We start from the raw sequence: 26,181 nt of genomic DNA on the forward strand, positions 1-26,181 counted from the left end.
CCCGCTTAACGGCATGGTATACGAAATTTCAATGGATTGCGGAGTGCACGAGACGTGATTGACTGGCCAAACCTCATACGGGAATTCATCACGCTGGTCGTGGTGATCGACCCGATCGGCAGCTTGCCGGTGTTCTTGTTTGCAACCGCAGGGGTGCCGCGATCCCTGCACCGGCGCTTTGCCCTGCGGGCTGTGTTGGTGGCGGGTCTGGTGCTCATGGCCTTTCTGGTCGCGGGCCAGTTGCTGCTGGAGCTTTTGGGCCTGCGCCTGGGGTCGTTTCAGGTGGCGGGCGGGCTGGTCCTGTTCCTGTTTGCATTAACGATGATCTTTGGCGAATCCAAAGCCCGTCAGGAGATCGAGAGCGCCGAACGGGACCATCTGGCCGGGGCTGTATTTCCGCTCGCGATGCCCTCCATCGCCTCGCCAGGGGCGATGCTGGCGATTGTTATCCTGACCGATAATCACAGCAATCCGGTAAGTGACCAGATGATGACCGCAGGGCTGTTGGTGCTGGTGCTGCTGATCACGCTGGTGCTGTTGCTGATGGCCTCAAAGATCGGCAAACTGATTGGCACCACCGGATCAAGCGTGATCAGCCGGGTGATGGGGATCGTGCTGGCGACCGTCGCGGTCGATGCCACGCTTGGCGGGTTGGAGGCTTTGGGGTTGTTGGACTTGCCCGCGCAGACCGAGGGCATCGCCGATTAATCCGTTGTCAGCTTGGCTCCGGCCTCTTGCATCCCCGCGCGTGCCGCCGCCAGTGAGCCTTCCAGATCAATGGCGCGGCACAGGTCTTCGCGCACAGTGACATCAAAGCCGAGCCGTGCTGCGTCCACCGCCGAGAAGTTCACGCAGAAATCCAGCGCCAGCCCGACCATGGTTAGCTTGTCGATACCGCGCGTGCGCAGGTACCCTTCGAGCCCCGTCGGGGTCTGGTGGTCATTCTCAAAAAAGGCGGAATAACTGTCGATCTCGGGGTTAAAACCCTTGCGGATGATCAGATCGGCGCGGTCCACTTGAAGCTCCATATGGAATTTTGCGCCCATGCTGCCCTGAATGCAGTGGTCGGGCCAGAGCACTTGCGGGCCATAGGGCATGGTGATCACGTCATAAGGCGCTTTGGCCTTGTGGGCTGAGGCAAAGGACGAATGCCCCGCTGGATGCCAGTCCTGCGTCAGGATTACCGCGTCGAAATCAGCCATCAAGGCGTTGATATCTTGGACAATCTCATCGCCTTGTGGCACGGCGAGCGCGCCTTCGGGGCAAAAGTCGTTCTGGACGTCGATCACGATCAGGGCTTGCATGATGGCTCCTTGGCTGGGGTTGATGCTGGGTTTAACGCGCCGCCCCCTTGCAGAACAGCCCCTTGTGCGCCTATTTCACCGCCCATGTATAGCATTGCCGCCTTGTACCACTTCACCCGATTTGACGACCCTGCCGCGATCAAGCCGCCGCTTCTGGCGCTGTGTCAGGCGCAGGGCGTGACCGGCACGCTGCTTTTGGCCCGCGAAGGGGTTAATGGCACAATTGCGGGACCGCGCGACGGGATATTGGCGGTGATCGCGCATCTGCGCGCCCTGCCCGGTTGTGAGACGCTGGAATGGAAAGAGGCGACCAGCACGGTGCCGCCTTTCAACCGCATGAAGGTCAAGATCAAGCGCGAGATCGTCACGATGAACCAGCCCGACGTCGATCCGATGACCGGCACCGGCCATTATGTGACCCCTGAGGACTGGAACGATCTGATCGGTAGCGATGATGTCGCGGTGATCGACACGCGCAACGATTATGAGGTCGCCATCGGCACCTTTGACGGTGCCGTTGATCCGCAAACCAAAAGCTTTGGCGATTTTCCCGCATGGTGGGAGGCCAACAAGGAGAAGTTCCACAACAAGAAGATCGCGATGTTCTGCACGGGGGGTATCCGCTGTGAGAAGTCGACGAACTATCTGTTGGGGCAAGGCGTCAACGACGTCTATCATCTCAAGGGCGGCATCTTGAAATACCTTGAGGAAGTGCCGCAGGAGCAGAGCACTTGGCAGGGCGATTGCTTCGTTTTCGATGCGCGGGTCAGCGTTGGCCACGGGCTGCGCGAAGGGCCGCATGAGCTGTGCCACGGCTGCCGCCAGCCCATCCTTCCCGAAGACAAAAACCGCCCTGAGTATGAGACCGGCGTGTCCTGCCACAAGTGTTATGACCAGACGACTGATTGGGACAAGGACCGCTTTCGCGAGCGGCAAAAGCAGCTGCGGCTCTCTGCCGAGCGCGGCGATCCTCAGGAAGGCTGAAGTGCGGCGCGCGGGCTTCGTGGCCTGCTGCGCGACAGCAACCACAGGATGATCGCGATGTTCAGCCCGTTCCAGACGATGCCGTTCACAAAGGCCATCTCATAGGATCCGGTGATGTCGTATATCTTGCCCGACAGCCAGCCGCCCAGAGCCATGCCCATGATCGTGGCCATCAGCACAAAGCCGACCCGCGCTCCTGCCTCCCGCGCCGGCATGTACTCCCGCACGATCAGCGCATAGCTGGGAACGATCCCGCCTTGGCTGAGGCCGAACACCAGACTGACCATATAGAGCGAGACCATACCGCCTGCTGGCAGGTACAAAAACAGCGCAATACATTGCAGCACCGAGCCGATCAGCAGCGTCCGCACCCCGCCCAGACGGTCAGCCAGAACCCCCGACAAAATGCGCGAAACAACGCCCCCCATCAGCATCAATGACAGCATCTGCGCGCCCACGGCGGGGCCAAAGCCAAGACCCACACACAGCGCCACGATATGCACCTGTGGCATCGACATTGCGACACAGCAGCCAATGCCCGCCAGCCCCAGCAGATACTGCAACTTGCGCGGGCTAAGCCCTGATGACTGGGCGTTGAGTGTAGAGGCGTGATGTGCGGCCTCGCGGGCCTCGTCCGGAACCTGTCGGCGCAGCGCCAAGGCCAAGGGCACCACGCCCACGAGGGTCACAACCGCCATCACGATATAGACCGTCCGCCAGCCGTTCTGCTCCAGCACGCCCGCCAAGACCATCGGCCAGATCGCGCCCGAGAGATAATTGCCGCTGGCTGCAATCGCCACGGCGACACCGCGACGCCGCACAAACCAATGCGAAATATCCGCGATCAACGGCCCGAACCCGACGGCGGAGGCAAATCCGATCACAAACTGCGCCAGTGACAGCGTGACAATGGAGCCAGAAGCTGTCGCCATCCCCAAGCCTCCGACAATCACCAAAGTCGCCGCGATCAAGGTCCAAGTGATGCCAAATCGGTCCACTGCCCGCCCGATGGCGAAATTGCCCAAGGCAAAGCCGATCATCGTCAGGGTATAGGGCAAGGCGGCGTCGCTGCGGCTAAGGCCGAACTCTGCCTCGACGGCGGGCATGATCACGATGATGGCCCACATGCCCGCATTGGCGATGGTCGCCACCAGCAGCGTCAGACCCAGCCGGAGCCACGCATAGCGGCTGTCGGTGCCAGTGTTCTCGATTTCCCGCACCATTGCCAACTACCTTCTGTCAGACGCCAAAGCCCGCGCGCCCGATGGAGACGTAGGCGGTGAAGCCCGCACGTTTGACGTCCTTCGGGGCGTAGATGTTGCGCAGGTCGGCCATGGTCGGCGCATTCATCCGCTTGGCGAGCCGCTTGAGGTCCAGGGCCCGAAATTCGTTCCACTCGGTCAGGATCACGATAGCGTCGGCATTCTGCGCGGCCTTATAAGCGTCTTCAGACCAATTCACACCGGGCAGCAGGGCCTCGCCCTCGCGGCGGCCTTGCGGGTCAACGACGCGCACCTTGGCACCCCCGCCGACCAGCGCCGGAATGATGGTCAGCGACGGCGCATCGCGCATGTCATCGGTGTTGGGTTTGAAGGTAACGCCGAGCACGGCGATGGTTTTGCCGTTGACGTTGCCACCACAAATATCAACGACCTTGTCGATCATCCGGCGTTTGACCTCGTCGTTGACCTTGATCACCGTTTCGGTCAGCTGCATTGGCATGGCATGGTCTTGGCCGATACGGGCCAGCGCTTTGGTATCTTTGGGAAAACAGCTACCGCCATAGCCTGGCCCTGCATGCAGAAACTTATCGCCGATGCGCCCGTCCATACCCATGCCCTTGGAGACCATTTTAACGTCAGCCCCGACCCGTTCACACAGTGCGGCGATCTCGTTGATGAAGGTGATCTTGGTCGCCAGAAACGCATTGGCGGCGTATTTTATCATCTCGGCGCTTTCGAGATCGGTCATCATCACCGGAAAATCACGCAGCGACAGCGGGCGGTAGATGTCGTTCATCACCTCGGCGGCGCGGTCGTTCTGCACACCGACAACAACGCGGTCGGGATGCATGAAATCATCAATTGCCGCCCCTTCGCGCAAGAACTCGGGGTTCGAGGCGACATCGAATTCAGCTTTGGGGTTGGCCTTGTGAATGACCTGCTTGACCTGACGGTTGGTGCCCAGCGGCACGGTCGATTTGGTCACGACAACGGCATATCCGGTCAGTGCCTGCGCGATCTCTTCGGCAGCGGCCATCACATAGGTAAGATCGGCATGGCCATCGCCGCGCCGCGTCGGGGTGCCGACGGCGATGAAAACCGCATCAGCCCCTGCCACCGCTGCAGCCAGATCGCCGGAGAACGACAGACGCCCCGCCGTGACGTTTTTGACCATCAACTCCTCAAGGCCGGGCTCGTAGATCGGGACGATGCCCTGTTCAAGCTGGGTGATCTTGTCGGGGTTCTTGTCGACACAAATCACGTCGTGTCCGAAGTCGGAGAAACACACCCCTGATACCAGCCCGACATAGCCGGTGCCGATCATCGCAATTTTCATCTGCTCACCCTTTGCGCCGCTTTGGTCGGTCGGATGGGCCATTTACGGCCCTGATGTCAACTATCGCCTGCGGAGTCAGCGATCTGCAAGGGCAAAGCCTGCATAGGCGAAGGGCATGATCGCGCGGCGCAGGCGGCCAAGCTCGAATTTCACCAGCGGGCGTTTGACGATATCGGGATAGATTTGCTGCGGTGTCTTGCCCTGAACCAGATCGCCCAACAGCGCGCCGCAATAGCTGGCCATTGCCACGCCGTTGCCGTGGTAGCACATGCTGGCGAACATGCCTTTTTCTTGCGGGACCTCGCCGACAAAAGGCATGCGGTTGCGGGCGAGGCAGACCATACCCGACCACCCGAAGGGTGTTTCCACGTCACGCCATGCGGGGAACATCGCCTCGAAATCCGACCGCGCGCGGCGCAAGGCCCGCGCTTCTGAATCTGGCGTGGCCATCAACCCGCCGCGCACCCCGAACAGCATCCGGTTGTCGGGCATCAGGCGGAAATAGTGCAGCAGGTGGCGCGTGTCATAGGAGGCTTGGCGGCTGGTCCAGCCTTGAGCATCCAGCTCTCCTTCGGTCATCGGGCGGGATACAATGACGCTGGATTGAGTTGGCATGTAGCGCGCGGCGAACCATGCGGGCAGGTCTTCGGAGGAATAGCCGTTGGTGGCGACAATCACTTTGTCGGCCGTCACCGTGCCTGTGGCGGTCTGGACGCGAAAGCCGTTGGCTTGACGGTGGATGCCGGTCACGGGGCTATCGTGGTAGATCGTCGCGCCAGCGGCCTCGGCAGCGGCGGCCAGCCCTTTGATGTATTTACGCGGGTTCAGGCCAAACCCGACCGGCACGGTCAATGCGCCGTGAAAGCCGCCCTGCATACCTTCGGCCTCAAGATCTGCCTTCTCGGTCAGGCGCGCGGTGACGCCATAGCTCTCGGCATAAAACCCGACACGCCTGCGCATTTCTTCAAGATCGCGCGGGCGGTGCGCCAGTTGGGTTTCGCCATCCGAGTGGCGGTCAACCTCAAGATTTAAACGCTCGATCAGCCCCTCGACCAAGCCGATTGATGCAAGCTCGGCCTGTCGCCACTGGTCGCGACCGGCGCGGCCCACTTGTTTTTCCAGCGCAGCGTTTTCAAGCATTCCGCCGCCCAGACAACAGAACCCGCCATTGCGCCCCGAAGCGCCCCAGCCGACATAGCGGCTTTCGAGGACTGCAACGCGCACCCCGGCCTCGGCCAGATGCAAGGCAGCAGAGATACCGGTAAATCCGCCGCCGATGATCGCCACGTCGCAGGTCTGGTCACCATTGAGTGCGGTACGGTCCGGCAGGTCGCAAGTCTGGTCCCACCAGCAGTCCGCACGCGGCGCGTCGCTATAAGCGAAATCGGGGTAGATGTGTTTCATCCGGTGGCGCGCTCTGCCGCTTGCGCATCATTCTGGGCACGTAGCGAGTTTCGCTTGCTGATCAGCGACGCGATGATCACGCCGATTGTGACGATCCCGATCATGAGGGTCGAGAGCGCGTTGATCTCGGGCGAGACACCTAAACGCACCGCCGAGAAAATCTTGATCGGCAGCGTAGTAGAGGACGGGCCGGAGACGAAGGAGGCGATCACCAGATCATCAAGGCTGAGCGTGAAGGCCAGCAGCCAGCCCGAGATAACTGCAGGCGCGATGATCGGCAGGGTAATAAGGCGAAACGCTGTCCATGGCGACGAGCCGAGATCAAGCGCTGCTTCTTCGAGCGAGCGATCAAAGGTCATCAACCGCGAGGACACCACGACCGAGACATAGCACATCGAAAAGGTCGTATGCGCCAGCACGATAGTCAGCACACCACGATCCATCCCGATACCGATGAATAGCAGCAGCAGCGACAGGCCAGTGATAACTTCGGGCATGACCAAGGGTGCATAGATCATCCCCGAAAACAGCGTGCGCCCCATAAATCGCCCGCCACGCACCAATACATAGGCGGCCATGGTGCCAAGGATTGTCGCCAGCGTCGAAGAGGCGACCGCGACCTTTAGGGTCACCAGTGCTGCATCCAGAAAAGCTTCGTTCTGCATCAACTCGCCGTACCATCTGGGCGAAAAACCGGCCCAGACAGTGACGAGTTTCGAGGCGTTGAAGCTGTAGATGACCAGCAGAACCATCGGCAAATAAAGAAACGCGAACCCCAGTGTCAGGGAGGTGACGTTGAACCAGCTTAAACGCTTCATTGTTCTGCCTCCGCTTGACGCTGTTGGTTACGCTGGAACAGCACGATGGGAATAATCAGGATCAGCAAGAGCACCACCGCCACCGCTGAGGCCACCGGCCAATCGCGGTTGTTGAAGAATTCCTCGAACAGGATTTTGCCGATCATCAGCGTGCCGGACCCGCCAAGCAGCGAGGGGATCACGAACTCACCCAAGGCCGGGATAAAGACCAGAAAACAGCCCGCGATGATGCCGTTTTTCGACAACGGTATGGTCACTAGCCAGAACGCTTGCATGCGTGAGCAGCCGAGGTCTTCGGCGGCCTCATTAAGCGATTCATCAAGCCTGTCGAGGGCGGCGTAAATCGGCAGGATCATGAAAGGCAGATAGGTATAAACGATGCCGATATAGACCGCGATATTGGTATTGAGGATGGTGAGCGGTTCGTTGATCAAACCGATCCACATCAAGAGCTGGTTAAGGAACCCGTCATTGCTGAGGATGCCGATCCACGCATAGACGCGGATCAGGAATGAGGTCCAGAATGGCAGGATCACCAACATCATCAAAGTGGCGCGCCATTCTTCGGGAGCGCGGGCCATACCGTACGCCATCGGATAGCCGACCATCAGGGTGATCAGGGTCGAGAAAAACGCGATCTGGAGGCTGCTGAGGTAAGCCTTCCAGTAGAGATCATCCACGGTGAGGAAGACGAAGTTCTCGAAATCGAACTGGCGCAGCATCTCGGCGATGCCATCTTTGAAGGTCGGCGCATAGGGCGGGATTGCCAGCGCGAGATCGGACAGCGAGATTTTGAAAACGATGAGGAAGGGCACCAGAAACAAAAACAGGAGCCACAGGTACGGGACGGCAATGAGGGCGAAGCGGCGCATTAAAACCTGTCCTTTGCGGCGCGGGCGGGTGCAAGAGGCCAGCTCCTCACGCTATCCGGGATATTTCGGGCCAAAATGCGGGGGGAAAGGCTGCGCGAATTCATCGGTCGAGCAATACGCCGGCGGTGGCGTTCCATGAGAGCCAAACCGGGTCTTCCCAAGTGATGGCGCGGCGCGAGATCCGGCGAGTGTTGGCGGTCTGGGCCTTGATGATCTGCCCCGAGGGCAGAGCGACATGGTAGGTCGAAATATTGCCGAGGTAGGCGATATCGAGGACCTTGCCTTGCAGCACATTGGCGGTCTCGGTCGGGCGTTCGGTGCTGATGGCGATTTTCTCGGGGCGGATGGCGAAATGGCTGGATTGCCCGTCGCTGAAGGGCTGGGCCGAGGTGGCGATGAGCGGCGGATGGCCTTCGGCCCAGTGCACGGCGTAGCGGTCGTCGCCCTCAGGGCTCGTGGTGCCGTTGAAAAGGTTCACGTCACCGATGAAATCCGCGACATAGATGCTGTTGGGCGCCTCGTAGATATCGGCGGGGGTGGCGACCTGAATGATCCGGCCTTCGTCCATCACCGCAACGCGGGAGGCCACAGTCATCGCCTCCTCCTGATCGTGGGTGACGATGACAAAGGTGGTGCCAGTGGTTTCCTGAATGTCCATCAGTTCAAACTGGGTGTCCTGACGGAGCTTCTTATCCAGCGCACCCATCGGCTCATCCAGCAGCAGCAGTTTGGGCGCTTTGGCCAGAGAGCGGGCAAGGGCGACGCGCTGGCGCTGGCCGCCGGAGATCTGGTGCGGTTTGCGGCGGGCGAATTTTTCAAGGCGGGTAAGCTTGAGCATCTCCTCGACGCGGGCGTTGATTTCGTCCTTGGGTTTGTTATCGCGGCGCAGGCCAAAGGCGATGTTGTCCCAAATGCTGAGATGCGGAAACAGTGCGTAGGACTGGAACATCATATTGACCGCACGCTTGTTGGGCGGCACGCCTGCGATGTCCTGTCCGGCAAGCAGCATCCGGCCCGATGTGGGATTCTCGAAACCCGCGAGCATCCGCATCATCGTGGTTTTGCCGCAACCGGAGGGCCCGAGCAGGGCAAAGAATTCCTGTTCATAAATGTCCAGCGACAGATCGTCGATCGCGACGAACTCACCGAACTTCTTGGTCACGTTTTCAAACCGGATGAGCGGTTTCTGATCTGGATCGGCCCAAGGGGCAAAGACGGTCTGGCTCAAGGAAATGAACTTTCGCTGGTCGGCCCACGCAGGGCTAAAGAAAGACGGCGGCGCCCGAAGGACGCCGCCGCGGAGGCAGATTGGGTTAGGTGCCGGATTTGATCTTGGTCCACATCCGCGTCACGACCCGCTGCAGTTTGGGATCGTAAGGCGATGTGGTGTAGAGGTTTTTCAAGGTCTTCTCGGTTGGATAGATCGCCGGATCACCGATCACGTCTTCTGCGAGCAGCGCCTGCGAGGCAAAGTTGCCGTTGGCGTAATAGACGTAGTTCGAAGCAGCCGCCGCGTTTTGCGCATCCATCATGAAGTTGATGAATTTCAGGCCGGCTTCGGGGTTGGGGGCATCGACCGGCATCGCAAAACTGTCGAACCACATCAGCGCGCCTTCGGTCGGAGCGTTATAGGCGATTTCGACGCCATTGTCAGCCTCGGCGGCGCGGTCGCGGGCCTGCAGGATGTCACCGGACCAGCCGAAGGCCACGCAGATGCTGCCATTGGCGAGCGCGTTGATATATTCCGAGCTGTGGAATTTCTGGACATGTGGCGCGATGGCGGTGAGCAGCGGCTCGGCCTGTTCGATGACCTCGGCATCCTGACTGTCAGGGTTTTCGCCAAGATAGGCGAGCGCTGCAGGGATGATCTCGACCGGAGCGTCGAGGAAATAGACGCCGCAGGAGGCCAGTTTTTCCATGTTGGCGGGATCAAAAATCAGGGCCAGCGAATCAATCGGCGCATCGTCGCCCAGCACTTCTTTGACCTTGTTGACGTTCACGCCAAGGCCGGTGGTGCCCCACATGTAATTGACCGCATATTCACCTTCGGGATCGTATTTCTTAAGCCGGTCTTCGATCACGTCCCATTGGTTTTCGATGTTGGGCAGCTTGGTTTTGTCCAGCTTCTGGAACGCGCCTGCGGTGATCTGGCGCTGCAGGAAGGTGCCCGACGGCACCACCACGTCATAGCCCGATCCACCGGCGAGGAGTTTGGTTTCTAGCACTTCGTTGCTGTCGAACACGTCGTAGACAAGATCAATGCCGGTTTCATCTTCGAACTTTTGCAGCAGGGATTCGTCGATATAGTCGGACCAGTTGTAAACTCGGACTTCTTCGGCCATCGCCATTGAAGCCAATAAAGTGGAGGCGGCAATGCTGCCCATTATTGTAAATTTCATGTCGTACTCCCTTGAGGTAGGTCGGGTTGGCCCCAACCTTTCGCTAATTTGATCAAGTTTTGCCTCTTGCGGCAAGGTACTTTATGCTGTCACGCACCGATCCTTGGTGCAAGGTTACCGAAAATGAACAAAAAACAGGCGTTGCCATGACTGTCGAGACGACCCCGAATACCACGCCGGCTGGCGCCGAAGACGCGGGCAAAACGCCAGCGCACCAACATGTGTACGAACGGTTGCGCGCGATGATCCTGTTTGGCGATCTCGCCCCCGGCCAGCCGGTCACCATTCAGGGGCTGACCACGCAGTTGGAGGCGGGGATGACGCCGGTACGCGAGGCCCTGCGCCGCTTGATCGCGGAAGGCGCTTTGATCCATCAGGGCAACCGCCGTGTCAGCGTGCCTATTCTGACGCTTGAATGCGCTGACGAGCTTGGTTTCATGAGAAAAACATTAGAACCGGAGCTGACCCGCCGTGCGGCCCGGCGCATGACGGTGAAGCGCCTGCGCCTGCTGACCCAAGCAGATACCGATCTGAACCATGCCATCGACCAAGGCGATGTGGGCGGGTATCTGACGCATAACTACCGGTTCCATACGCTGATCTATGCAGGCGCCGATGCCCCGATCATGACCGCGACGGTGGACCGGCTCTGGCTGCGATTCGGCCCGTCACTTCGGGTAATCTGCGGCCGCTTCGGGACCAGCAATCTGCCCGACAAACACATGGAGCTTTTGGCAGCCCTGCGCGATGCAGATGTCGAAGCGGCAGCCGAGGCGATGGCCGAGGATGTGGAGCAGGGAATGGTGCAGGTCCGCACCGCGCTAGCGATTTAAAGCTGTCAAAAACTGATTCGATTGACTTCATATAATTTGATCATATTCTGCGGCCAATCAGTTCAAGACCAACATTCCGAAAGGTGCACGCCATGTCCTCGATCACGAACCACCTGCCCACTGCCGAACTTCAGGCGCTTGATGCGGCGCATCATATGCACCCTTTTACCACCAATAACGAACTGGCCGCCAAGGGCGCGCGAATCATCACGCGGGCCAAAGGCATCTATCTGACCGACAGCGACGGCAACGAAATCCTTGATGCGATGGCAGGGTTGTGGTGCGTAAATCTTGGCTATGGTCGCCCCGAAATGGGTAAGGTCGCTGCGCGCCAGATGGACGAACTGCCGTTCTATAACACCTTCTTTATGACCAGCCATGTGCCCGCCATCGCGCTGGCCGCGAAACTGGCCGAACTGGCACCGGGCGACCTGAACCATGTGTTCTTTGCCGGTTCGGGATCGGAAGCGAATGACACTAACCTGCGGATGGTGCGGACTTATTGGGCGCAAAAGGGCCAGCCCGAGAAGAGCCATTTCATCAGCCGGAATAACGCCTATCACGGCTCGACTGTGGGCGCGGGAAGCCTTGGCGGCATGACCTATATGCACGAACAGGGCGGTTTGCCGATCCCGGGCATCCACCACATCAACCAGCCTGACTGGTGGTCGGAGGGTGCCGAATCCAATGATCGCGACTTTGGCCTGGCCCGTGCCAAAGAACTAGAGGCGAAAATCCTCGAGCTTGGGGCGGATAAGGTTGCGGCCTTTATCGCCGAACCCGTGCAAGGTGCCGGCGGCGTGGTTGTGCCCCCCGCGACCTATTGGCCGGAAATCCAGCGCATTTGCAAAAAGCACGACGTTTTGCTGATCGCGGATGAGGTGATCTGTGGCTTTGGCCGGACCGGTAACTGGTTTGGCTCGCAGACCATGGGCATTACACCCGATATCATGACCATCGCGAAAGGTCTGTCCTCGGGATATGCGCCGATTGGTGGCTCCATCGTGTCTGACAAAATCGCTGAGGTGATCAACGCCTGTGAATTTAACCACGGCTACACCTATTCCGGCCACCCTGTTTGTGCGGCGGTTGCGTTGGAAAACCTGCGCATCATGGAAGAAGAAAGCATCGTCGAACATGTGCGCGATGTGGCGGCCCCTGCCCTTGCCGACGAGCTGACCATGCTGAACGAACACCCGCTGGTTGGCGGCGTAAACGTTTCCGGCCTGATGGCGTCGCTGCCGTTGACCCCGCACAAAGAAAGCCGTGCGCGTTTTGCCGGCAACAAGGGCGATGTCGGTTTCATCTGCCGCGAAAACTGCTTTGCCAATAACCTGATCATGCGCCACGTCGGTGACCGGATGATCATCTCTCCGCCACTGGTAATCACGCCGGAAGAGCTGAAGGAATTCGGCAAGCGGGCGAAGAAGGCGCTGGATGCAACCTATGCAACGCTGAAAGAGAAAGACATGCTGAAGGCCGAGGCCTGATCAGCACTGGCGCGCCCTTTATGGGGCGCGCAACTTCTCCAGCAGGCTGAGCGAGGCAAAGCCGTCAGGCAACAGCCCCTTGGCCTGCTGAAACCCACGCACAGCATTGATCGTCAACGGCCCGATTTTGGCGTCGATCTTTTGCGTGTCAAAGCCCGCGGAGGTCAGCCGCTCTTGCAATTCAATCCGTTCATCAAAGGTCAGCGCCCGTTCCTGGCGCGGCCAGTCGTGCTGGATCGGCCCGCCGCCCCCGATGCGATCCGCCAGATGGCCTATGCCGATCACATAGGCATCAGCGGTGTTATAGCGCTCGATCACTGCAAAATTATTAAAGATCATGAAGGCCGCGCCCTCGGCCCCGCCGGGTAGCAAGATCGACGCCGGACCATGATCCGCCACCGCCTTACCGCGCGTGTCTTTGACCCCAAGCTCGGCCCATTCCGCCGCTGTTTTCAAGGTCTCGCGGTCGGCGAGCAGGTAGTCGAACCCCTCCGGCAAGCGCACTTCTACACCCCAAGGCTGGTCCAGCGTCCAACCGTGATGCTTCAGATAAGCGGCTGAAGACGCCAGCGCATCGGTTGGATCGTCGCCCCAGATATCGCGCTTGCCATCGCCATCATGGTCGACCGCGTGTTCCTGAAAAGATGACGGCATAAATTGCGTGTGCCCCATAGCCCCTGCCCAACTGCCGTTGAGTTGCGCCAGCGTAGTGTCGCCGGTTTGCAAAATCCGCAGCGCGTGGATCAACTCGGCCTCGAAGAATTCGGCGCGGCGGGTGTCATAGGCCAGTGAGGTCAGCGAATTGATCACGCTGTCACTGCCGCGAAAAGTGCCAAAGGCGCTTTCCAAACCCCAGATCGCGGCCAACACTTCTTTGTTTACGCCGTATTTCGCCTCGATCTGGGTCAGTGCCGTGTCCCGTTTCTGCAAGGCGTCGCGGCCATTCTGCACGCGCAGATCCGACACGGCGGTATCAAGGTAATCCCAAACGGTTTTGGTGAACTCCGACTGGTTGCGGTCGCGGCGGATCACTTCGGTGTCATAGGTAACGCCCTCCATGGTCGCGTCGAAAACATCGGCGGCAATGCCTGCCTCCAGCGCCCGCGCGCGGAAGTTTTTTACCCAGTCTTGCAGGCCCGCTTGGGTGCCTTCAATCGGGGCTTTCTCGGCGGCTTTGGTGGCCAGAACCGGGGGGCGGGTGGTGTCGGTATCAGTCTGCGCTGACGAACCATTGGCGAAAACTGTCAGCGCCAAGGCCAGCGAAACACCCCCCACCGCGCCAAAACCCGTCACCATTTTCAATCCGCGCATACCATTTCCCACTCGCTTAACCCTGCCATACCAATGTTTTGGCAAGCCTACAGGGTGCTGGCAGGTATTGTCAGGGCGCAATCGGGCTGCGCCCCTTCGGGTGGCAGCAATCCGCGCGGATCAGCGGCGGGTGCGGCTGACCTTGCGCTTTACCTTGTCGGACTTGTGCTTGGCCTTGGTGGATTTGCGGCGCGGGTTGCTGCGGCCAGCGGGCGACCTGCCGCCCTTTGGCACGGCCTCTCCCTCTATGGACAAAAGCTCCAGCGCGATGCCGCCCGTGACCGGCACCGCCTCGGCCAGCCGCACCGTGACGCGCTGTCCGATGCCGATGGTCATACCGGTGTCGGAGCCCATCAGCGTCTGCGCATCCGCATCAAAGTGGAAATACTCCCGCCCAAGCGAGCGGATTGGCAGCAGACCGTCCGCGCCAGTTTCATCCAGCTTCACAAAGGCTCCGAACCGCGCGATGCCACTGATCCGCCCAGTGAATTCATTGCCCACACGCTCAGAGAGGTATGAAGCAAGGTAGCGGTCGGTGGTATCGCGTTCCGCCACCATCGAGCGGCGCTCGGTGTCCGAGATATGCTGGCCGGTTTGCTCCAACTCGTCCATATCCTCAGGCTGCAAACCGTCCTTGCCCCAGCTGTGCGCGGTGATCAGCGCACGGTGCACGATAAGGTCGGCATAGCGCCGGATCGGCGAGGTGAAATGCGCGTAGGACCGCAGCGCGAGGCCGAAGTGGCCGATATGCGCGGGACCGTAGTAGGCCTGTGTCATGGAGCGTAGGGTGCTGAGGTTAATCAATTCCGCATCATCCGAGCCCGCAGCATCGTTCAGCAACTTGTTCAGATGCGAGGTTTGCAGCACCTGCCCTTTCGGCATCGAATATCCCGCCGCCTGAGCGGTTTCGCGCAGCGCCTCAAGCTTTTCAGGCGAAGGCTCTTCGTGGATACGGAACAGCAGCGGCACTTTGCGGGCCAGCAAGGTCTCGGCGGCGGCGACATTGGCGAGCACCATGAACTCTTCGATCAGCTTATGCGCATCCAGCCGGTCCTTGAAGTTCACCGACTTCACCTTGCCATCCTCGGCCAACTCGATCCGGCGCTCTGGCAGGTCGAGGTCCAGCGGCTGACGCTCAGCGCGGGCGGTTTTCAGCGCGGCATAGGCGGCGTAAAGCGGCTTGAGCACTGGCTCCAGCAGCGGGCCGGTGCGGTCGTTCGGGTTGCCGTCAATCGCGTCCTGCACCTCTTCGTAATGCAGCGAGGCGGGCGAGCGCATCAGCCCGCGGTGGAAGTCATGCGACAGCTTCTTGCCCTTGGCATCCAGCACCATACGCACGGCGATACAGGCACGCGGCACGCCTTCGTGCAGCGAGCACAGATCGCCCGACAGGCGGTCCGGCAGCATCGGCACCACGCGGTCGGGAAAATAGGTGGAGTTGCCGCGTTTGCGCGCCTCACGGTCCAGCGCCGAGCCGGGGGTAACATAGGCCGCAACGTCGGCAATCGCGACCCAGACGATATGGCCGCCTTCGTTCTTGGGGTCCTCGTCAGCATGGGCATAGCAAGCATCGTCGTGATCGCGGGCATCGGAAGGGTCGATGGTGATCAATGGCAGGTCGCGCAAATCTTCGCGGCCTTTGAGGCCCTCGGGCTCTTGGGCATCAGCTTCGGCGATCACATCGTCGGGAAATTCATCAGGGATGCCATGCTGGTGGATCGCGATGAGCGAGACCGCCCGCGGCGCGGAAGGGTCACCCAAACGGTCGGTCACCCGTGCACGTGGCAGGCCCATGCGGCCCTTGGGGCCCGCAAGCTCGGCCTCGACCAACTCGCCATCCTGGGCACCATGCGTGGCATCAGCAGCGACGACCCACTCGCGGTCGGCCCCCTTGTCGATCGGCACGATACGCCCACCATCAGAGCCTTTGCGAAACACGCCCAGCAGTTTTTTGGGGTTACTGCCAATGCGCCGGATCAACCGCGCCTCATAATGGTGATCTTCGGCTTTGACCAAAGTCAGCCGCGCCAAAATCCGGTCGCCCTCGCCCAATGCGGGATCAGAGGCACGCGGGATCAACAGCACAACAGGCTCCACGCCCTCACCGTGCCATTCCATCGGCTTGGCGAAAAGATCGCCATCCTTGTCAGGCCCCGTCACCAGCAATACCGATACAGGCGGCAGGCGGTCGGGGTTTTGATAGCTGTGTTTGCGCTTTTCCAGATGGCCCTCGGCCTCAAGCTCTTTCAGCATGCGCTTAAGGTCGATCCGCGCAGCGCCCTTGATGCCGAACGCCTTTGCGATGTCGCGCTTGGCGGTCAGGGTTGGGTTCTGTTCAATCCATTCGAGGATTTCGGGCTTGGAAGGTATTTTGCTCATGCCCCTCAGGTAGCACGCGCACCCCTTCTCGTCATGGGCAAATCGTCAGCGGTGTCGACGTCGCGCAAAGTGGCGATTTCGGCGATGCGATGATCGGGCAAGGTGGCCTTGCTGTCGGCCAGCGCGTGGCGGGTTGACCAGCGCACCGCGTCAAAGAAATACGGCGGCTGGCGGCGCGGGTGTTTGAGGCCAACCAGCCAATACCCTCCGTCCGGCGCGGGGCCAAACACTGCATCATGCCCGCCCAGCGCCTGAAACGCCTGCCAGATATGGCGGGGCGATACATCAGGGATGTCAGCGCCAATCACACAGGCCGGACCCTGCGGCACCTGCCCCAGCAATCGCGTCATCCGCGCACCGAGATCACCCCGCCCTTGCGGCCAGCGCGGCAGATCCGCGGGCCACGACCGGCTGCGCAACCCTTCGACATCGGGGGCCACGGCCAGCACCAGCTCCCAGCGCGGATCGCGCAAGCGGCGCAGCAAATGACGGGTCTGATGGCGAAACCACCACGCTGCAGCGACGGGGCCAATATCGCGCCCGAGACGGGTTTTTACCCGCCCGGGATGCGGCTCTTTCACCATAACAATGAGGGTGCGCTTCACAACGCGCGTACCATATCGCGGTGGTCGATGCCTGCGTCGTCGTAGACCGGGCCGATGGCTTCAAACCCCAAAGCCTCATAAAACCCGATGGCATGAACCTGCGAACCGAGCTTGGCTCGCGAAGCATGGCCTTGCGCGACCTCAAGCGCCTTGCGGATCAGCGCAGCACCAAGCCCTGTCCCGCGAAACTCACGCAGCACGCAGACCCGCCCGATCTTGGCTGTATCGCCCTCGACCTTGATCCGCGCGGTGCCGACTGGCTGATCGCCATCCATCGCCAGCAAATGCAGGCACTCGGGGTCAAATTCGTCCAACTCGTCAGCCTCGGAGACGCCCTGTTCGTCTATAAACACCACGCGGCGCAGCTTGCGACAGGTCGCGATATCTTCGGTCAGCGCAATGGTGATCGTCATGCGAAATAGTCTTTGAGGATACGGCCATAGATCGCTTTTAGCTGGTGAATATGTTCTACCCGCACGTGTTCATCCACCTGATGCATGGACTGCCCGACCAGACCAAACTCAACCACCGGACAGTGCGCTTTGACAAACCGCGCGTCCGAGGTGCCGCCCGTCGTGGACAGCTGCGGCGTCACGCCGGTTTCGGCCTCCACGGCACGCGACACCAGATCAGACAGCGCGCCGGGTGGTGTGATGAAGCTTTCGCCGGAAATCTTTATCTTCAAGCTCACCTCGACCCCGAACGCCTTGCGCACTTTCGCGGCCTCCTCCTCCAGCCACGCGCTCAGGCTGGCGCCGGAATGGGTGTCGTTGAAGCGGATATTGACCGCAGCGGTGCAGGCCGCCGGAATGACATTGGTCGCGGCATTGCCTGTATCCACGGTAACCACAGCGAGGGTGGAGGCGTCGAAATGTGCGGTGCCCTGATCGAGCTCGTGCGAGGCGAGCCTGTCCATCAGCCGGACCATTGCATTGAGCGGATTATTGGCGCGGTGCGGATAGGCGGAATGGCCCTGTTTACCCACCACGCGGAAATGCGCATTCATCGAGCCGCGCCGCCCGATCTTGATCATGTCGCCCATGTTTTCCGGACAAGTCGGCTCTCCGACCAAACAGACATCCATGCGCTCGCCGTTCTCGGCCATGTAATCCAGCAACGCGGTGGTGCCATCAACGGACTCGCCCTCTTCGTCGCCAGTAATGGCGATGACGATGGCGCCATCAGGGGGGGTGTTTTTGACGTAATCCACCGCTGCCGCGACAAATGCCGCCACACCAGATTTCATGTCAGTGGTGCCACGGCCGTACATCACCCCGTCACGGATTTCTGCACCAAAGGGCGGCATCGTCCATGCCGCCTCGTCCCCTACGGGCACCACATCGGTATGACCGTTAAAACCAAAGCAGCGCTGGTTGCCCTTGCTGCCCCAACGGGCAAACAGGTTGCGGATGCCTCCGCGATCCGCCCAAGCACAATCGAAGCCCGCGGCTTCCAGAACGCTTTGCAAAATCTCAAGCGCGCCGTCGTTGGCAGGGGTAACAGAGGCGCAGCGCACCAGTTTCGCGGTCAGATCGGCGGGGTCGAGGCCAGACATCACAGGCTCCTTGAGTTTGGTCGGTTTCGGCATGTGCTGCAGTTTTGTGGCGAAAAAGGCGCGGTGCCAAGGGGTAGAGCGATCAAAAGCTTTTGAGGGCGCGATATTGCGTGCTAGAATCAACCCAATAAAGAAGCCCGAGGCGGGTAACGGCAGTCTGGACAGCACCTGAATACAGGGCTTTCTACTTTCAAATGTGACATCTGGCTTGGGGTCAAATCCGTGCCGTGCCAGTTAAATGCCTCGCAATGTTAACAGGGGCAGGATTATGGTCGCACCGTCACCACGCCGCAAATCTCGCCGCGCCACGGGCTGCCCGCTTTGACATGGCTGGCCCTCACCGACCACGAAGACCGCCGGCTGTCGCTGCGCGGGCTCGGGAGCGACAAGAAGGCGACGCCGCTTTTAGAGGATGATCCGCGCAGTTTGCTGACGCGCGGCACGATCCTGTTTGAAACGCGGCTTTCGGCAGATGGCAAACCGCAGGTGCTTTTCGGCTATAAGTCCACTCATCCCAGCCATCGCAGCCTGACCTTTCAGGCGATCCCCGGTGGCGGGCTGGCCATGGTGCAGGTGCAGGACCAAGCCATCACCCACGCGGCGATCCAGCATAAGGAAGCGGGCCGCACCGATGTCGTGCGCATCACCTATTCTTGGGATACCGCCGCAAACTGGGGCCGCCTGACGCTGGAAAAGCCCGAAGAGACCCATGTAACGACAGTGCCGATCCACGATCCGCGCCCGCTGTCGCTGGACGATATCCGTGATCTGATGCTGGGCCGCACCGGCCAGACCTTTGCGCCCGACATGATTTTTGCAGCCTGCTCGGACCAGATCGAACCGATTGGCCCGATGCCGACACTGCTGCCCGAGACGCCACTTGCCACACCTTACGGCTATCGGCCTGCATCACTGCTCCAGCGCGGCGACACTGTGGTGACGCAAGCTGCGGGCGTGGTGCCGGTGCTGCACCGCTTGTCGCGGATGGTTCCGGCGCGCGGCAGCTTTGCGCCCGTGCGGCTCCGCGCGCCGTACTTCGGCTTGCAACAAGATATCATCGTTGCCCCCGATCAGCGGGTGCTGCTGGATGGGCCAGAAGTTGAATACCTGTTCAATCAAGAAGCTGTGCTGGTGCCAGCGCGACACCTCGTCAACGGCTTTGCCGCCCTGACAGAGCCTTGCGGTCCGACGATCAGCTACACGCAATTGCTGCTGCCCGCGCATGAAACAATGTTGGCGGCAGGCACTGCCGTAGAGAGCCTCTATATCGGGAGGATCAGACGCAACGCGCCGCATCTGGCCAGCAGCCTGTTGCATCATCTCGACCGCAGCACCCTGCCCGAACATGGCCGCCCCGCGCATCAGGTCTTGCGTTGGTACGATGCGATCCACCTCGCGCGGCAACGCGCCGCCTGATCGCTGTCAGTCGTAAAACGGCGTCATTTGCGCGATAATGACCGAGTTTTCCTCAAGCGCGCGCTGCATCAATTCGCGCTCTTCTGCGTCAATTTCCTGACCCTCGGCCTCCCGGTCGGCCAAGGTGCCGTAGCCGGTCACATCCAGCGGATTGGTTTCTGCCTGTTTAAGGATCGCCACCGTCTCGCGCACCGCCTCGGCTTCATCAACGCCGGACGCAAAGCACATCAGCGCCGCCCCCGTTGCCCCTTCGGGCAGACCATCGCCTGCCTTGCGGCCAATTTCGACCAGCAAGGTATAGACCTGCTGGCGCGAGGGTTTTTTTACTTTTTTCTCTTCAGACATGACTAGGGCCACCACTTTTGTTGGCGGCAGCCCTATCTGTTTCGCCCAGCCTTGGAAAGGGTCAGCTGCGCCCGCGCATCGCCCGCCATGCCCAGATCAGCAGGCAGGCCCCGACAAGCCCGACCACAAGCTGTGGCAGCCACGCGTCTGCGGCATAGATGTCAAAGAGGCTGAGGATAAAGTTCAGAACCACGGCGCCAACGATGCCCAACCCGATGTTGGTGATCAGCCCTGTTTCTGCCTTCATGATCATACTGGCAATCCATCCGGCAAGACCGCCGATGATGATCGCTCCGATTAGTCCAATTCCCATGGTATGCTCCAATTTCTGTGGTTGGCGACGCGAGCGTCCCCTAATCGGTAACATCACTATGAAAATTCTCACAACATTTTCCTTCTCCCCCCGCTGCATACACGTAGGGGGAGAAGGGCCGCTGTTGCTGTCTTAGTCGCGCAGCAGCTCGTTGATGCTGGTCTTGGAGCGGGTCCGCTCGTCGACGCGCTTGACGATAACGGCGCAATAAAGGTTCACGTTGTTCTTTGAGGGCATCGAGCCTGCCACCACAACCGAACCGGCTGGCACTTCGCCATACATGACTTCACCGGTTTCACGATCAAGGATCTTGGTCGACTGGCCGATGAAGACGCCCATTCCCAGAACCGAACCTTCGCGCACGATGCAACCCTCGACGACCTCGGAGCGCGCGCCGATAAAGCAGTTATCTTCAATAATCGTCGGGCCCGCCTGCATCGGCTCCAGCACACCGCCAATACCTACGCCGCCTGAAAGGTGCACGTTCTTGCCGATCTGCGCACAGGAGCCAACGGTCGCCCAAGTATCAACCATGGTGCCGCTATCGACATAGGCGCCAATGTTCACAAAGGACGGCATTAACACCACGCCCGGCGCGATATAGGCGCTGCGGCGGACCACACAGTTCGGCACAGCGCGAAAGCCCGCAGCTTTCCACTCCGTATCGCCCCAGCCTTTGAACTTGCTGTCGACCTTGTCCCACCAGCCAGCGCCCTGCGGGCCACCTTCCTGATGCTCCATATCTTTGATTCGAAAGCCCAGCAGCACGGCCTTCTTGGCCCACTGGTTCACATGCCAGCTGCCATCATCCTGCTTTTCTGCGACGCGCAGCTTGCCCGAATCCAACGCGTTCAGCGTGGTCTCGATGGCATCGCGGGCCTCTCCGGTCGTGGACGAGGTGATCTGGTCACGGGTGTCCCAAGCGGACTCGATTGCGGACTCAAGCTGGGCGTTGGACATATTCTGCTCCTGATCAAATGTGTTACCGCGCTATACCCGCGCCAGCCCTGCCGCGCAATCGCTTGAGCACCCCCCTCTGACGCAGCACCCGCCCAGGCTGTCATATCGCTGTGGTCAATCCGCGTCCTGCGGTGCATGTTGGGAAGCAAACCGGGCACGATTGCCCAATAAATCCCACCCCGAGCAGCCTGTCCGGAGAAATACATGAGAGACGACCCAAGCCACCCGCTGCGCGACGCCCACAGCGACCGCGCCAAGGCCCAAGAGGCACCGGACACACCCCAAACCCGTGCGCCCGCCTATCAGCTTGCCTTCACCGATAGCGATTTCATGTGCCGCGAAGAATTGCGGCCCGTGCGTCTGCAGCTTGAATTGCTCAAGCCCGAGTTGATTCTTGATGCCCACGGCATCACGTCAACGATTGTTTTGTTTGGCGGAGCCCGTATCCCCGAACCTGCACAAAAACACACGGCCCGCACAGAGACCCTCGCCGAACTATCTCGCTTTTACGACGAGACCCGCGAATTTGCCCGGCTGATGACCCTGAAATCGATGAAATCCGGCAGCACCGACGACGTTATCGTGACCGGCGGCGGTCCCGGCGTGATGGAAGCAGGCAATCGCGGCGCGATTGACGCAGGCGGTCGCTCCATCGGGCTGAATATCGTGCTGCCGTTCGAGCAGGCCCCGAATGAATACGTCACGCCAGAATTATGCTTTAACTTCCACTACTTCGCGATCCGCAAAATGCATTTCCTGATGCGCGCCAAGGCGATCTGCGTCTTCCCTGGCGGCTTTGGCACCATGGACGAGCTTTTTGAGGCCCTGACCCTGATCCAGACCGGACGCATGGAACGGGTGCCGTTCTTGCTCTTCGGTCGGGCCTTCTGGGAGAAAATTATCAACTGGGATGCGCTCGCGGATGCAGGCACCATCTCGGCCCAAGACCTCAACCTGTTCCGATTTGTCGAAACAGCCGCAGAAGCAATGGATCTCATTGAAAACTGGAAAACAGAACCGCCCCGCGAAGATGTGCCAGGGCGGTCGGAACTGGAATAAACCTGAACTCAAAAGACTGCCAGAATATGGCCTCAGCCCAGAGCTTCACAACAGGTCGCCGGTGAAAACCGGCGGCTGCGAATTTATCGCCGGCCCCAACGCGGGGGCCATCATCAGTGAAAGCGCGGCGCAACCATCACTTCTGGCAGTGTCGCGATTTCAACGTGGTGCGGCAAGGTTTCTACGATCTGGCCGTGATCGGTCTCTTTGATCGCATAGCCGTAGCCAGCCAAGCGATGTTTCCACTCGCGCGTCGATAGCGCCATCGCGCGCTCCCGCATGACCAGATCAATTACTTTTTCAATGACGAAGGGGTTATTGTTAAAAATTACAGACATTTGAGCCTCCAGACTGTTTGCCTACTGGAAACAATCTGCGCTTCGATAAAGGCGGGAATTGCCCGCAAATGCGACGAGAATAGGGTCATTTCAGGACCGAAACGAGACCTCCGCCGCAAATTTATCTCTCGTTTTACCTGAAAGCCCCCGCCAAAGGCTTCCAAGCTTCAACCTTCAAGAATGCAACATAGCCGAGACTTAGCTAATCCCCGCGTCCGCTTCGATCTGCTTGCGTGATTTACGCGCCCGCTCGGTCGCTGACTTCAGCTGGCCACAGGCGGCCATGATATCTTCGCCGCGTGGTTTGCGCACTGGCGAGGCATAGCCTGCACGATAGATGATATCCGCAAAGGCCCGAATGCGGTTGTTCGACGACCGTTTATACGGTGCACCCGGCCATTCGTTGAACGGGATCAGGTTGATCTTCGCCGGAATGCCGCGAATTAATTCAATTAACCGATGCGCATCTGCATCTGAATCGTTCACGCCGTCCAGCATCACATATTCAAAAGTAATCCGCTCGGAGTTGGAGACCTTCGGATAGTCGCGCAATGCCTCCAACAACGCTTCAAGGTTCCAACGCTTGTTGATCGGCACCAGTTTGTCGCGCACCTCGTCCGTTGTAGCATGGAAAGAAATCGCCAACTGACAGCCGATTTCCTGCGCTGTCCGCGCAATCTCTGGGACCACACCGGAGGTGCTCAGCGTGATCCTGCGGCGCGACAATTGAATGCCCTCGGGGTCCATCGCAATCTTCATCGCGTCGCGGACGTTTTCGAAATTATACAGCGGCTCACCCATGCCCATCAGCACGATATTCGACAACAACCGCGCTTCGCCGGTGATCGTGCCGGGAACCGGCCATTCGTCCAGATCATCCCGTGCCACCATGACCTGTCCGATAATCTCGCCAGCCGTCAGGTTGCGCACCAGTTTTTGCGTGCCGGTATGGCAGAACGAACAGGTCAGCGTGCAACCCACCTGCGAAGAAACGCATAGCGTGCCGCGCCCTTCCTCAGGAATATACACCACTTCGACCTCGTGGCCGCCCGCAATGCGCACCAGATACTTCCGCGTCCCGTCTGCGCTCACCTGACGGGTCACAACTTCAGGCACCTCGATCACGAACAGCTCGGCCAGTTGCGCACGATACGCCTTGCCCAGATTGGTCATCGCCTCGAAATCGCGCACGCCCCATTGATAGATCCACTGCCAGATCTGCCCGACCCGCATCTTGGCCTGCTTCTCCGGCGTTCCCGCCCCGATCAGCGCCTCGCGCATCGCATCACGTGTCATGCCCACAAGGTTCACCGGACCCTCCGGCAATTTGCGGGGGATGGTCATGACGTCTTGGGTGATGGGCGATGATGCAGACATAGAAATAGCGCCTCGAATCCTGAAGGTGATGCGCCTCTATATAGAAACCGGCGGCATTTGCAAAAGGGGTAGGCGCGGCACCGCTTCCCGATGCCACGCCCATATTTTCATACTCGTCCCCGCGAAGGAGGGTTTAGCCGCCGCAGCGCTTCGCCGCATCCTCAACCGCTGCTGTGAATCCCAGCAGGGAGAATGTGTCTTTGGTCTGCGTCCCGCGGCCCGACCGTCCGGTCGCAACCGCGTCGGCGCCACGTTTCATCGCCGCGATAATCTGCGAATCATCCTCTGTGGTCGCAGGCCACGCCCACTCACCTTCGGTAAACAACTCAAAGCTGCTGCCGGACACGTTCAGGTTAACCGTCGATCCGCTGGCGAAGGGATAGCCGCCGGTAAAGGCAACCTGTCCCTTGGCCCCTGCGGAGGGGCGGTAAAACACCATGAGCAAGGTCTGGCCACGGTTCACCGCTACCACACGACCATCGCGCGAATTCACAGCCTCTTTCGGCGTGGACACACCCCAACACTCGGTCGGGTTATCCTCGACAAAAACGGACCAGTCGGTCTTGGCCGCTACACGGTTCGTGCTTTGCTCCTGCGCGGATGCGCCCACTGTCAAACACGCGGCTAATCCTGCCGCAATACCGATCGTCTTTACTATTTGCATCTGTCCAGCCTCCAGCCGTCCGTGACCTCAATATTTCGTCAGACCCGCATGGCATCCGTTCATCCGGCCGCTCGCTTGCAAGGGTCTGTCATCTTCTCGACAACAAGCATAATAACGTGAAACACGCGACAAGCGAAAGCCTGATTGGCAGGTTTTCGCCAACGAATAGGATGGAAGATGACGAAACCAGCCCCCTTTGCAGAAATCTGGCGCGGTCCCTTTTTCGAAAGCGTCCACTTTGGCCATGCTGTCGTTTGCGACGATACCGGCCAGATCGTGCAGGCCTGGGGCGATCCAGAAGCCGTCATCCTGCCACGTTCGTCCTCCAAAATGCTGCAAGCGCTGCCGCTGATCACCTCGGGCGCCGCCGACAAAGCAGGCCTGACCAGCGAACATCTCGCCCTCGCATGCGCCTCCCACCAAGGCGATCCGATCCACACCAAGCGCGTCGCCAACTGGCTCGACGGGCTTGGCCTGCAAGAATCCGATTTGCGTTGCGGATCGCATATGCCTTACGGGCGCGACACCGAAGTCGCGATGATCAAATCAGACGAAACGCCTTGCCAGTATCACAATAACTGCTCGGGCAAACACGCAGGCTTCCTGACGTTAAACCAACACCTCGGCGGCGGCAGCGAATATGTCGATCCTACCCATCCGGTCCAAAAAGCATGCCTCGAAGCGTTCGAGACGGTGACCGGCGAAACCTCTCCCGGCTACGGGATAGACGGGTGCTCGGCCCCGAACTTTGCCTGCACCCTGCACGGCATGGCCCGCGCCATGGCGCATTTCGCCGCGGCCCCCGAAGGCTCCGCCGAGGCCCGTCTGCACCAAGCCATGCGCCTGCACCCCGACCTCGTCGCTGGTGAAACCCGCGCCTGCACCGAGTTGATGCGCGCCATGAACGGGAAGGTTGCCCTGAAGACCGGTGCCGAAGGTTTCTTCATCGCCATCCTGCCCGAAGCCAAGCTCGGCATCGCGCTCAAGGCCTCCTGCGGCACCACCCGCGCCGCTGAATGTGCCATCGCCGCGATTCTCGTCGGTCTCGGTGCGCTCGACCCCAACCATCCCGCCACCGTTGCGCGGATGAACACCCCGATCACCAACCGCGCAGGCACCGTCACGGGCATCCTTAAGCCCAGCGCCGATCTCCTGCCTGCTTCAGTTGGCTAGATGAACTCTGGTGGGGGTTCGGG

Annotated in this window: 26 protein-coding genes; 7 read left to right on the forward strand and 19 right to left on the reverse strand. The window is 60.1% G+C overall.

The window, feature by feature from the left end; translation table 11 throughout:
* The first annotated feature begins 54 nt into the window (after window positions 1-54).
* Window positions 55-708, forward strand: a complete 654-nt coding sequence (locus tag BM174_RS05400; protein ID WP_093922821.1) for a MarC family protein — start codon at window positions 55-57, stop codon at window positions 706-708.
* Here BM174_RS05400 and pncA read toward each other — a convergent pair.
* Entirely contained in the window at window positions 705-1,304 is a 600-nt protein-coding gene (gene pncA, locus BM174_RS05405; protein ID WP_093922822.1) for a bifunctional nicotinamidase/pyrazinamidase, read from the reverse strand. The genes BM174_RS05400 and pncA overlap by 4 nt on opposite strands.
* 84 nt (window positions 1,305-1,388) lie before the next feature.
* On the opposite strand from pncA, the gene trhO reads away from it, so the two are divergent.
* Window positions 1,389-2,288, forward strand: a complete 900-nt coding sequence (gene trhO, locus BM174_RS05410) for an oxygen-dependent tRNA uridine(34) hydroxylase TrhO (RefSeq protein WP_093922823.1) — start codon at window positions 1,389-1,391, stop codon at window positions 2,286-2,288.
* Here the strand turns inward: trhO and BM174_RS05415 are convergent.
* The 7 genes from BM174_RS05415 to BM174_RS05445 all read right to left on the reverse strand — a co-directional run bounded on the left by BM174_RS05415 (window position 2,276) and on the right by BM174_RS05445 (window position 10,340).
* Window positions 2,276-3,511, reverse strand: a complete 1,236-nt coding sequence (locus tag BM174_RS05415; protein ID WP_093922824.1) for an MFS transporter — start codon at window positions 3,509-3,511, stop codon at window positions 2,276-2,278. The genes trhO and BM174_RS05415 overlap by 13 nt on opposite strands.
* Before the next feature lie 16 nt (window positions 3,512-3,527).
* The gene (locus tag BM174_RS05420; RefSeq protein ID WP_093922938.1) at window positions 3,528-4,847 is read right to left on the reverse strand and encodes a UDP-glucose dehydrogenase family protein; all 1,320 of its coding nucleotides are present in this window, start codon (window positions 4,845-4,847) and stop codon (window positions 3,528-3,530) included.
* Between the two features lie 75 nt (window positions 4,848-4,922).
* Window positions 4,923-6,251, reverse strand: a complete 1,329-nt coding sequence (locus tag BM174_RS05425; protein WP_093922825.1) for an NAD(P)/FAD-dependent oxidoreductase — start codon at window positions 6,249-6,251, stop codon at window positions 4,923-4,925.
* Window positions 6,248-7,069, reverse strand: a complete 822-nt coding sequence (locus BM174_RS05430) for an ABC transporter permease subunit (RefSeq protein ID WP_093922826.1) — start codon at window positions 7,067-7,069, stop codon at window positions 6,248-6,250. Before BM174_RS05430 ends, BM174_RS05425 begins: the two co-directional genes overlap by 4 nt.
* Window positions 7,066-7,941 carry an ABC transporter permease subunit gene (locus BM174_RS05435; RefSeq protein WP_093922827.1) on the reverse strand — a complete coding sequence of 292 codons (876 nt, stop codon included), beginning with the start codon at window positions 7,939-7,941 and terminating at the stop codon, window positions 7,066-7,068. Before BM174_RS05435 ends, BM174_RS05430 begins: the two co-directional genes overlap by 4 nt.
* A gap of 100 nt (window positions 7,942-8,041) precedes the next feature.
* The gene (locus BM174_RS05440; protein ID WP_093922828.1) at window positions 8,042-9,169 is read right to left on the reverse strand and encodes an ABC transporter ATP-binding protein; all 1,128 of its coding nucleotides are present in this window, start codon (window positions 9,167-9,169) and stop codon (window positions 8,042-8,044) included.
* Between the two features lie 85 nt (window positions 9,170-9,254).
* Window positions 9,255-10,340 (reverse strand): polyamine ABC transporter substrate-binding protein, encoded by a 1,086-nt coding sequence (locus tag BM174_RS05445; RefSeq protein WP_093922829.1) that lies wholly within the window; start codon window positions 10,338-10,340, stop codon window positions 9,255-9,257.
* A 146-nt stretch (window positions 10,341-10,486) separates the two neighbouring features.
* Here BM174_RS05445 and BM174_RS05450 point away from each other — a divergent pair, with 146 nt between their 5' ends.
* Complete coding sequence (locus tag BM174_RS05450) at window positions 10,487-11,173, forward strand: GntR family transcriptional regulator (protein WP_177209419.1); 687 nt, start codon at window positions 10,487-10,489, stop codon at window positions 11,171-11,173.
* A 92-nt stretch (window positions 11,174-11,265) separates the two neighbouring features.
* Window positions 11,266-12,663: an aspartate aminotransferase family protein gene (locus tag BM174_RS05455; RefSeq protein ID WP_093922831.1), complete on the forward strand. Its 1,398-nt coding sequence runs from the start codon at window positions 11,266-11,268 to the stop codon at window positions 12,661-12,663.
* Between the two features lie 18 nt (window positions 12,664-12,681).
* On the opposite strand, the gene BM174_RS05460 is transcribed toward BM174_RS05455, so the two are convergent.
* The 5 genes from BM174_RS05460 to dapE all read right to left on the reverse strand — a co-directional run bounded on the left by BM174_RS05460 (window position 12,682) and on the right by dapE (window position 18,513).
* Complete coding sequence (locus BM174_RS05460) at window positions 12,682-13,974, reverse strand: lytic murein transglycosylase (RefSeq protein WP_093922832.1); 1,293 nt, start codon at window positions 13,972-13,974, stop codon at window positions 12,682-12,684.
* A gap of 120 nt (window positions 13,975-14,094) precedes the next feature.
* Entirely contained in the window at window positions 14,095-16,353 is a 2,259-nt protein-coding gene (rnr, locus tag BM174_RS05465) for a ribonuclease R (protein ID WP_093922833.1), read from the reverse strand.
* Window positions 16,354-16,358: 5 nt separating this feature from the next.
* Window positions 16,359-16,958, reverse strand: a complete 600-nt coding sequence (locus BM174_RS05470) for a TIGR04282 family arsenosugar biosynthesis glycosyltransferase (protein WP_093922834.1) — start codon at window positions 16,956-16,958, stop codon at window positions 16,359-16,361.
* Window positions 16,955-17,371 carry a GNAT family N-acetyltransferase gene (locus tag BM174_RS05475; protein ID WP_093922835.1) on the reverse strand — a complete coding sequence of 139 codons (417 nt, stop codon included), beginning with the start codon at window positions 17,369-17,371 and terminating at the stop codon, window positions 16,955-16,957. Before BM174_RS05475 ends, BM174_RS05470 begins: the two co-directional genes overlap by 4 nt.
* Complete coding sequence (gene dapE, locus BM174_RS05480; RefSeq protein WP_093922939.1) at window positions 17,368-18,513, reverse strand: succinyl-diaminopimelate desuccinylase; 1,146 nt, start codon at window positions 18,511-18,513, stop codon at window positions 17,368-17,370. Before dapE ends, BM174_RS05475 begins: the two co-directional genes overlap by 4 nt.
* Window positions 18,514-18,834: 321 nt before the next feature.
* Here dapE and BM174_RS05485 point away from each other — a divergent pair, with 321 nt between their 5' ends.
* Entirely contained in the window at window positions 18,835-19,929 is a 1,095-nt protein-coding gene (locus BM174_RS05485) for a Hint domain-containing protein (protein ID WP_093922836.1), read from the forward strand.
* Window positions 19,930-19,935: 6 nt separating this feature from the next.
* Here the strand turns inward: BM174_RS05485 and BM174_RS05490 are convergent, their stop codons facing one another.
* The 3 genes from BM174_RS05490 to dapD all read right to left on the reverse strand — a co-directional run bounded on the left by BM174_RS05490 (window position 19,936) and on the right by dapD (window position 21,547).
* Window positions 19,936-20,274, reverse strand: coding sequence for a hypothetical protein (locus tag BM174_RS05490; RefSeq protein ID WP_093922837.1), 339 nt, complete (start codon window positions 20,272-20,274; stop codon window positions 19,936-19,938).
* Window positions 20,275-20,335: 61 nt separating this feature from the next.
* Window positions 20,336-20,587 (reverse strand): GlsB/YeaQ/YmgE family stress response membrane protein, encoded by a 252-nt coding sequence (locus BM174_RS05495; RefSeq protein ID WP_093922838.1) that lies wholly within the window; start codon window positions 20,585-20,587, stop codon window positions 20,336-20,338.
* 132 nt (window positions 20,588-20,719) lie between these two features.
* The gene (gene dapD, locus BM174_RS05500) at window positions 20,720-21,547 is read right to left on the reverse strand and encodes a 2,3,4,5-tetrahydropyridine-2,6-dicarboxylate N-succinyltransferase (protein ID WP_093922839.1); all 828 of its coding nucleotides are present in this window, start codon (window positions 21,545-21,547) and stop codon (window positions 20,720-20,722) included.
* A gap of 204 nt (window positions 21,548-21,751) precedes the next feature.
* On the opposite strand from dapD, the gene BM174_RS05505 reads away from it, so the two are divergent.
* The gene (locus BM174_RS05505) at window positions 21,752-22,606 is read left to right on the forward strand and encodes an LOG family protein (RefSeq protein WP_093922840.1); all 855 of its coding nucleotides are present in this window, start codon (window positions 21,752-21,754) and stop codon (window positions 22,604-22,606) included.
* Between the two features lie 113 nt (window positions 22,607-22,719).
* Here the strand turns inward: BM174_RS05505 and BM174_RS05510 are convergent, their stop codons facing one another.
* The 3 genes from BM174_RS05510 to BM174_RS05520 all read right to left on the reverse strand — a co-directional run bounded on the left by BM174_RS05510 (window position 22,720) and on the right by BM174_RS05520 (window position 24,985).
* The gene (locus tag BM174_RS05510; protein WP_093922841.1) at window positions 22,720-22,944 is read right to left on the reverse strand and encodes a hypothetical protein; all 225 of its coding nucleotides are present in this window, start codon (window positions 22,942-22,944) and stop codon (window positions 22,720-22,722) included.
* Window positions 22,945-23,142: 198 nt separating this feature from the next.
* Window positions 23,143-24,321, reverse strand: a complete 1,179-nt coding sequence (gene rlmN / locus BM174_RS05515) for a dual-specificity RNA methyltransferase RlmN (RefSeq protein WP_093922842.1) — start codon at window positions 24,319-24,321, stop codon at window positions 23,143-23,145.
* A 133-nt stretch (window positions 24,322-24,454) separates the two neighbouring features.
* A complete protein-coding gene (locus BM174_RS05520) occupies window positions 24,455-24,985 on the reverse strand; it encodes an invasion associated locus B family protein (RefSeq protein WP_093922843.1) in 531 nt (176 codons plus the stop codon).
* A gap of 177 nt (window positions 24,986-25,162) precedes the next feature.
* Here BM174_RS05520 and BM174_RS05525 point away from each other — a divergent pair, with 177 nt between their 5' ends.
* Entirely contained in the window at window positions 25,163-26,158 is a 996-nt protein-coding gene (locus BM174_RS05525) for an asparaginase (protein WP_093922844.1), read from the forward strand.
* Window positions 26,159-26,181 lie beyond the last annotated feature (23 nt).

It is taken from the genome of Sulfitobacter brevis, from assembly GCF_900112755.1.
GTDB lineage: Bacteria > Pseudomonadota > Alphaproteobacteria > Rhodobacterales > Rhodobacteraceae > Sulfitobacter > Sulfitobacter brevis.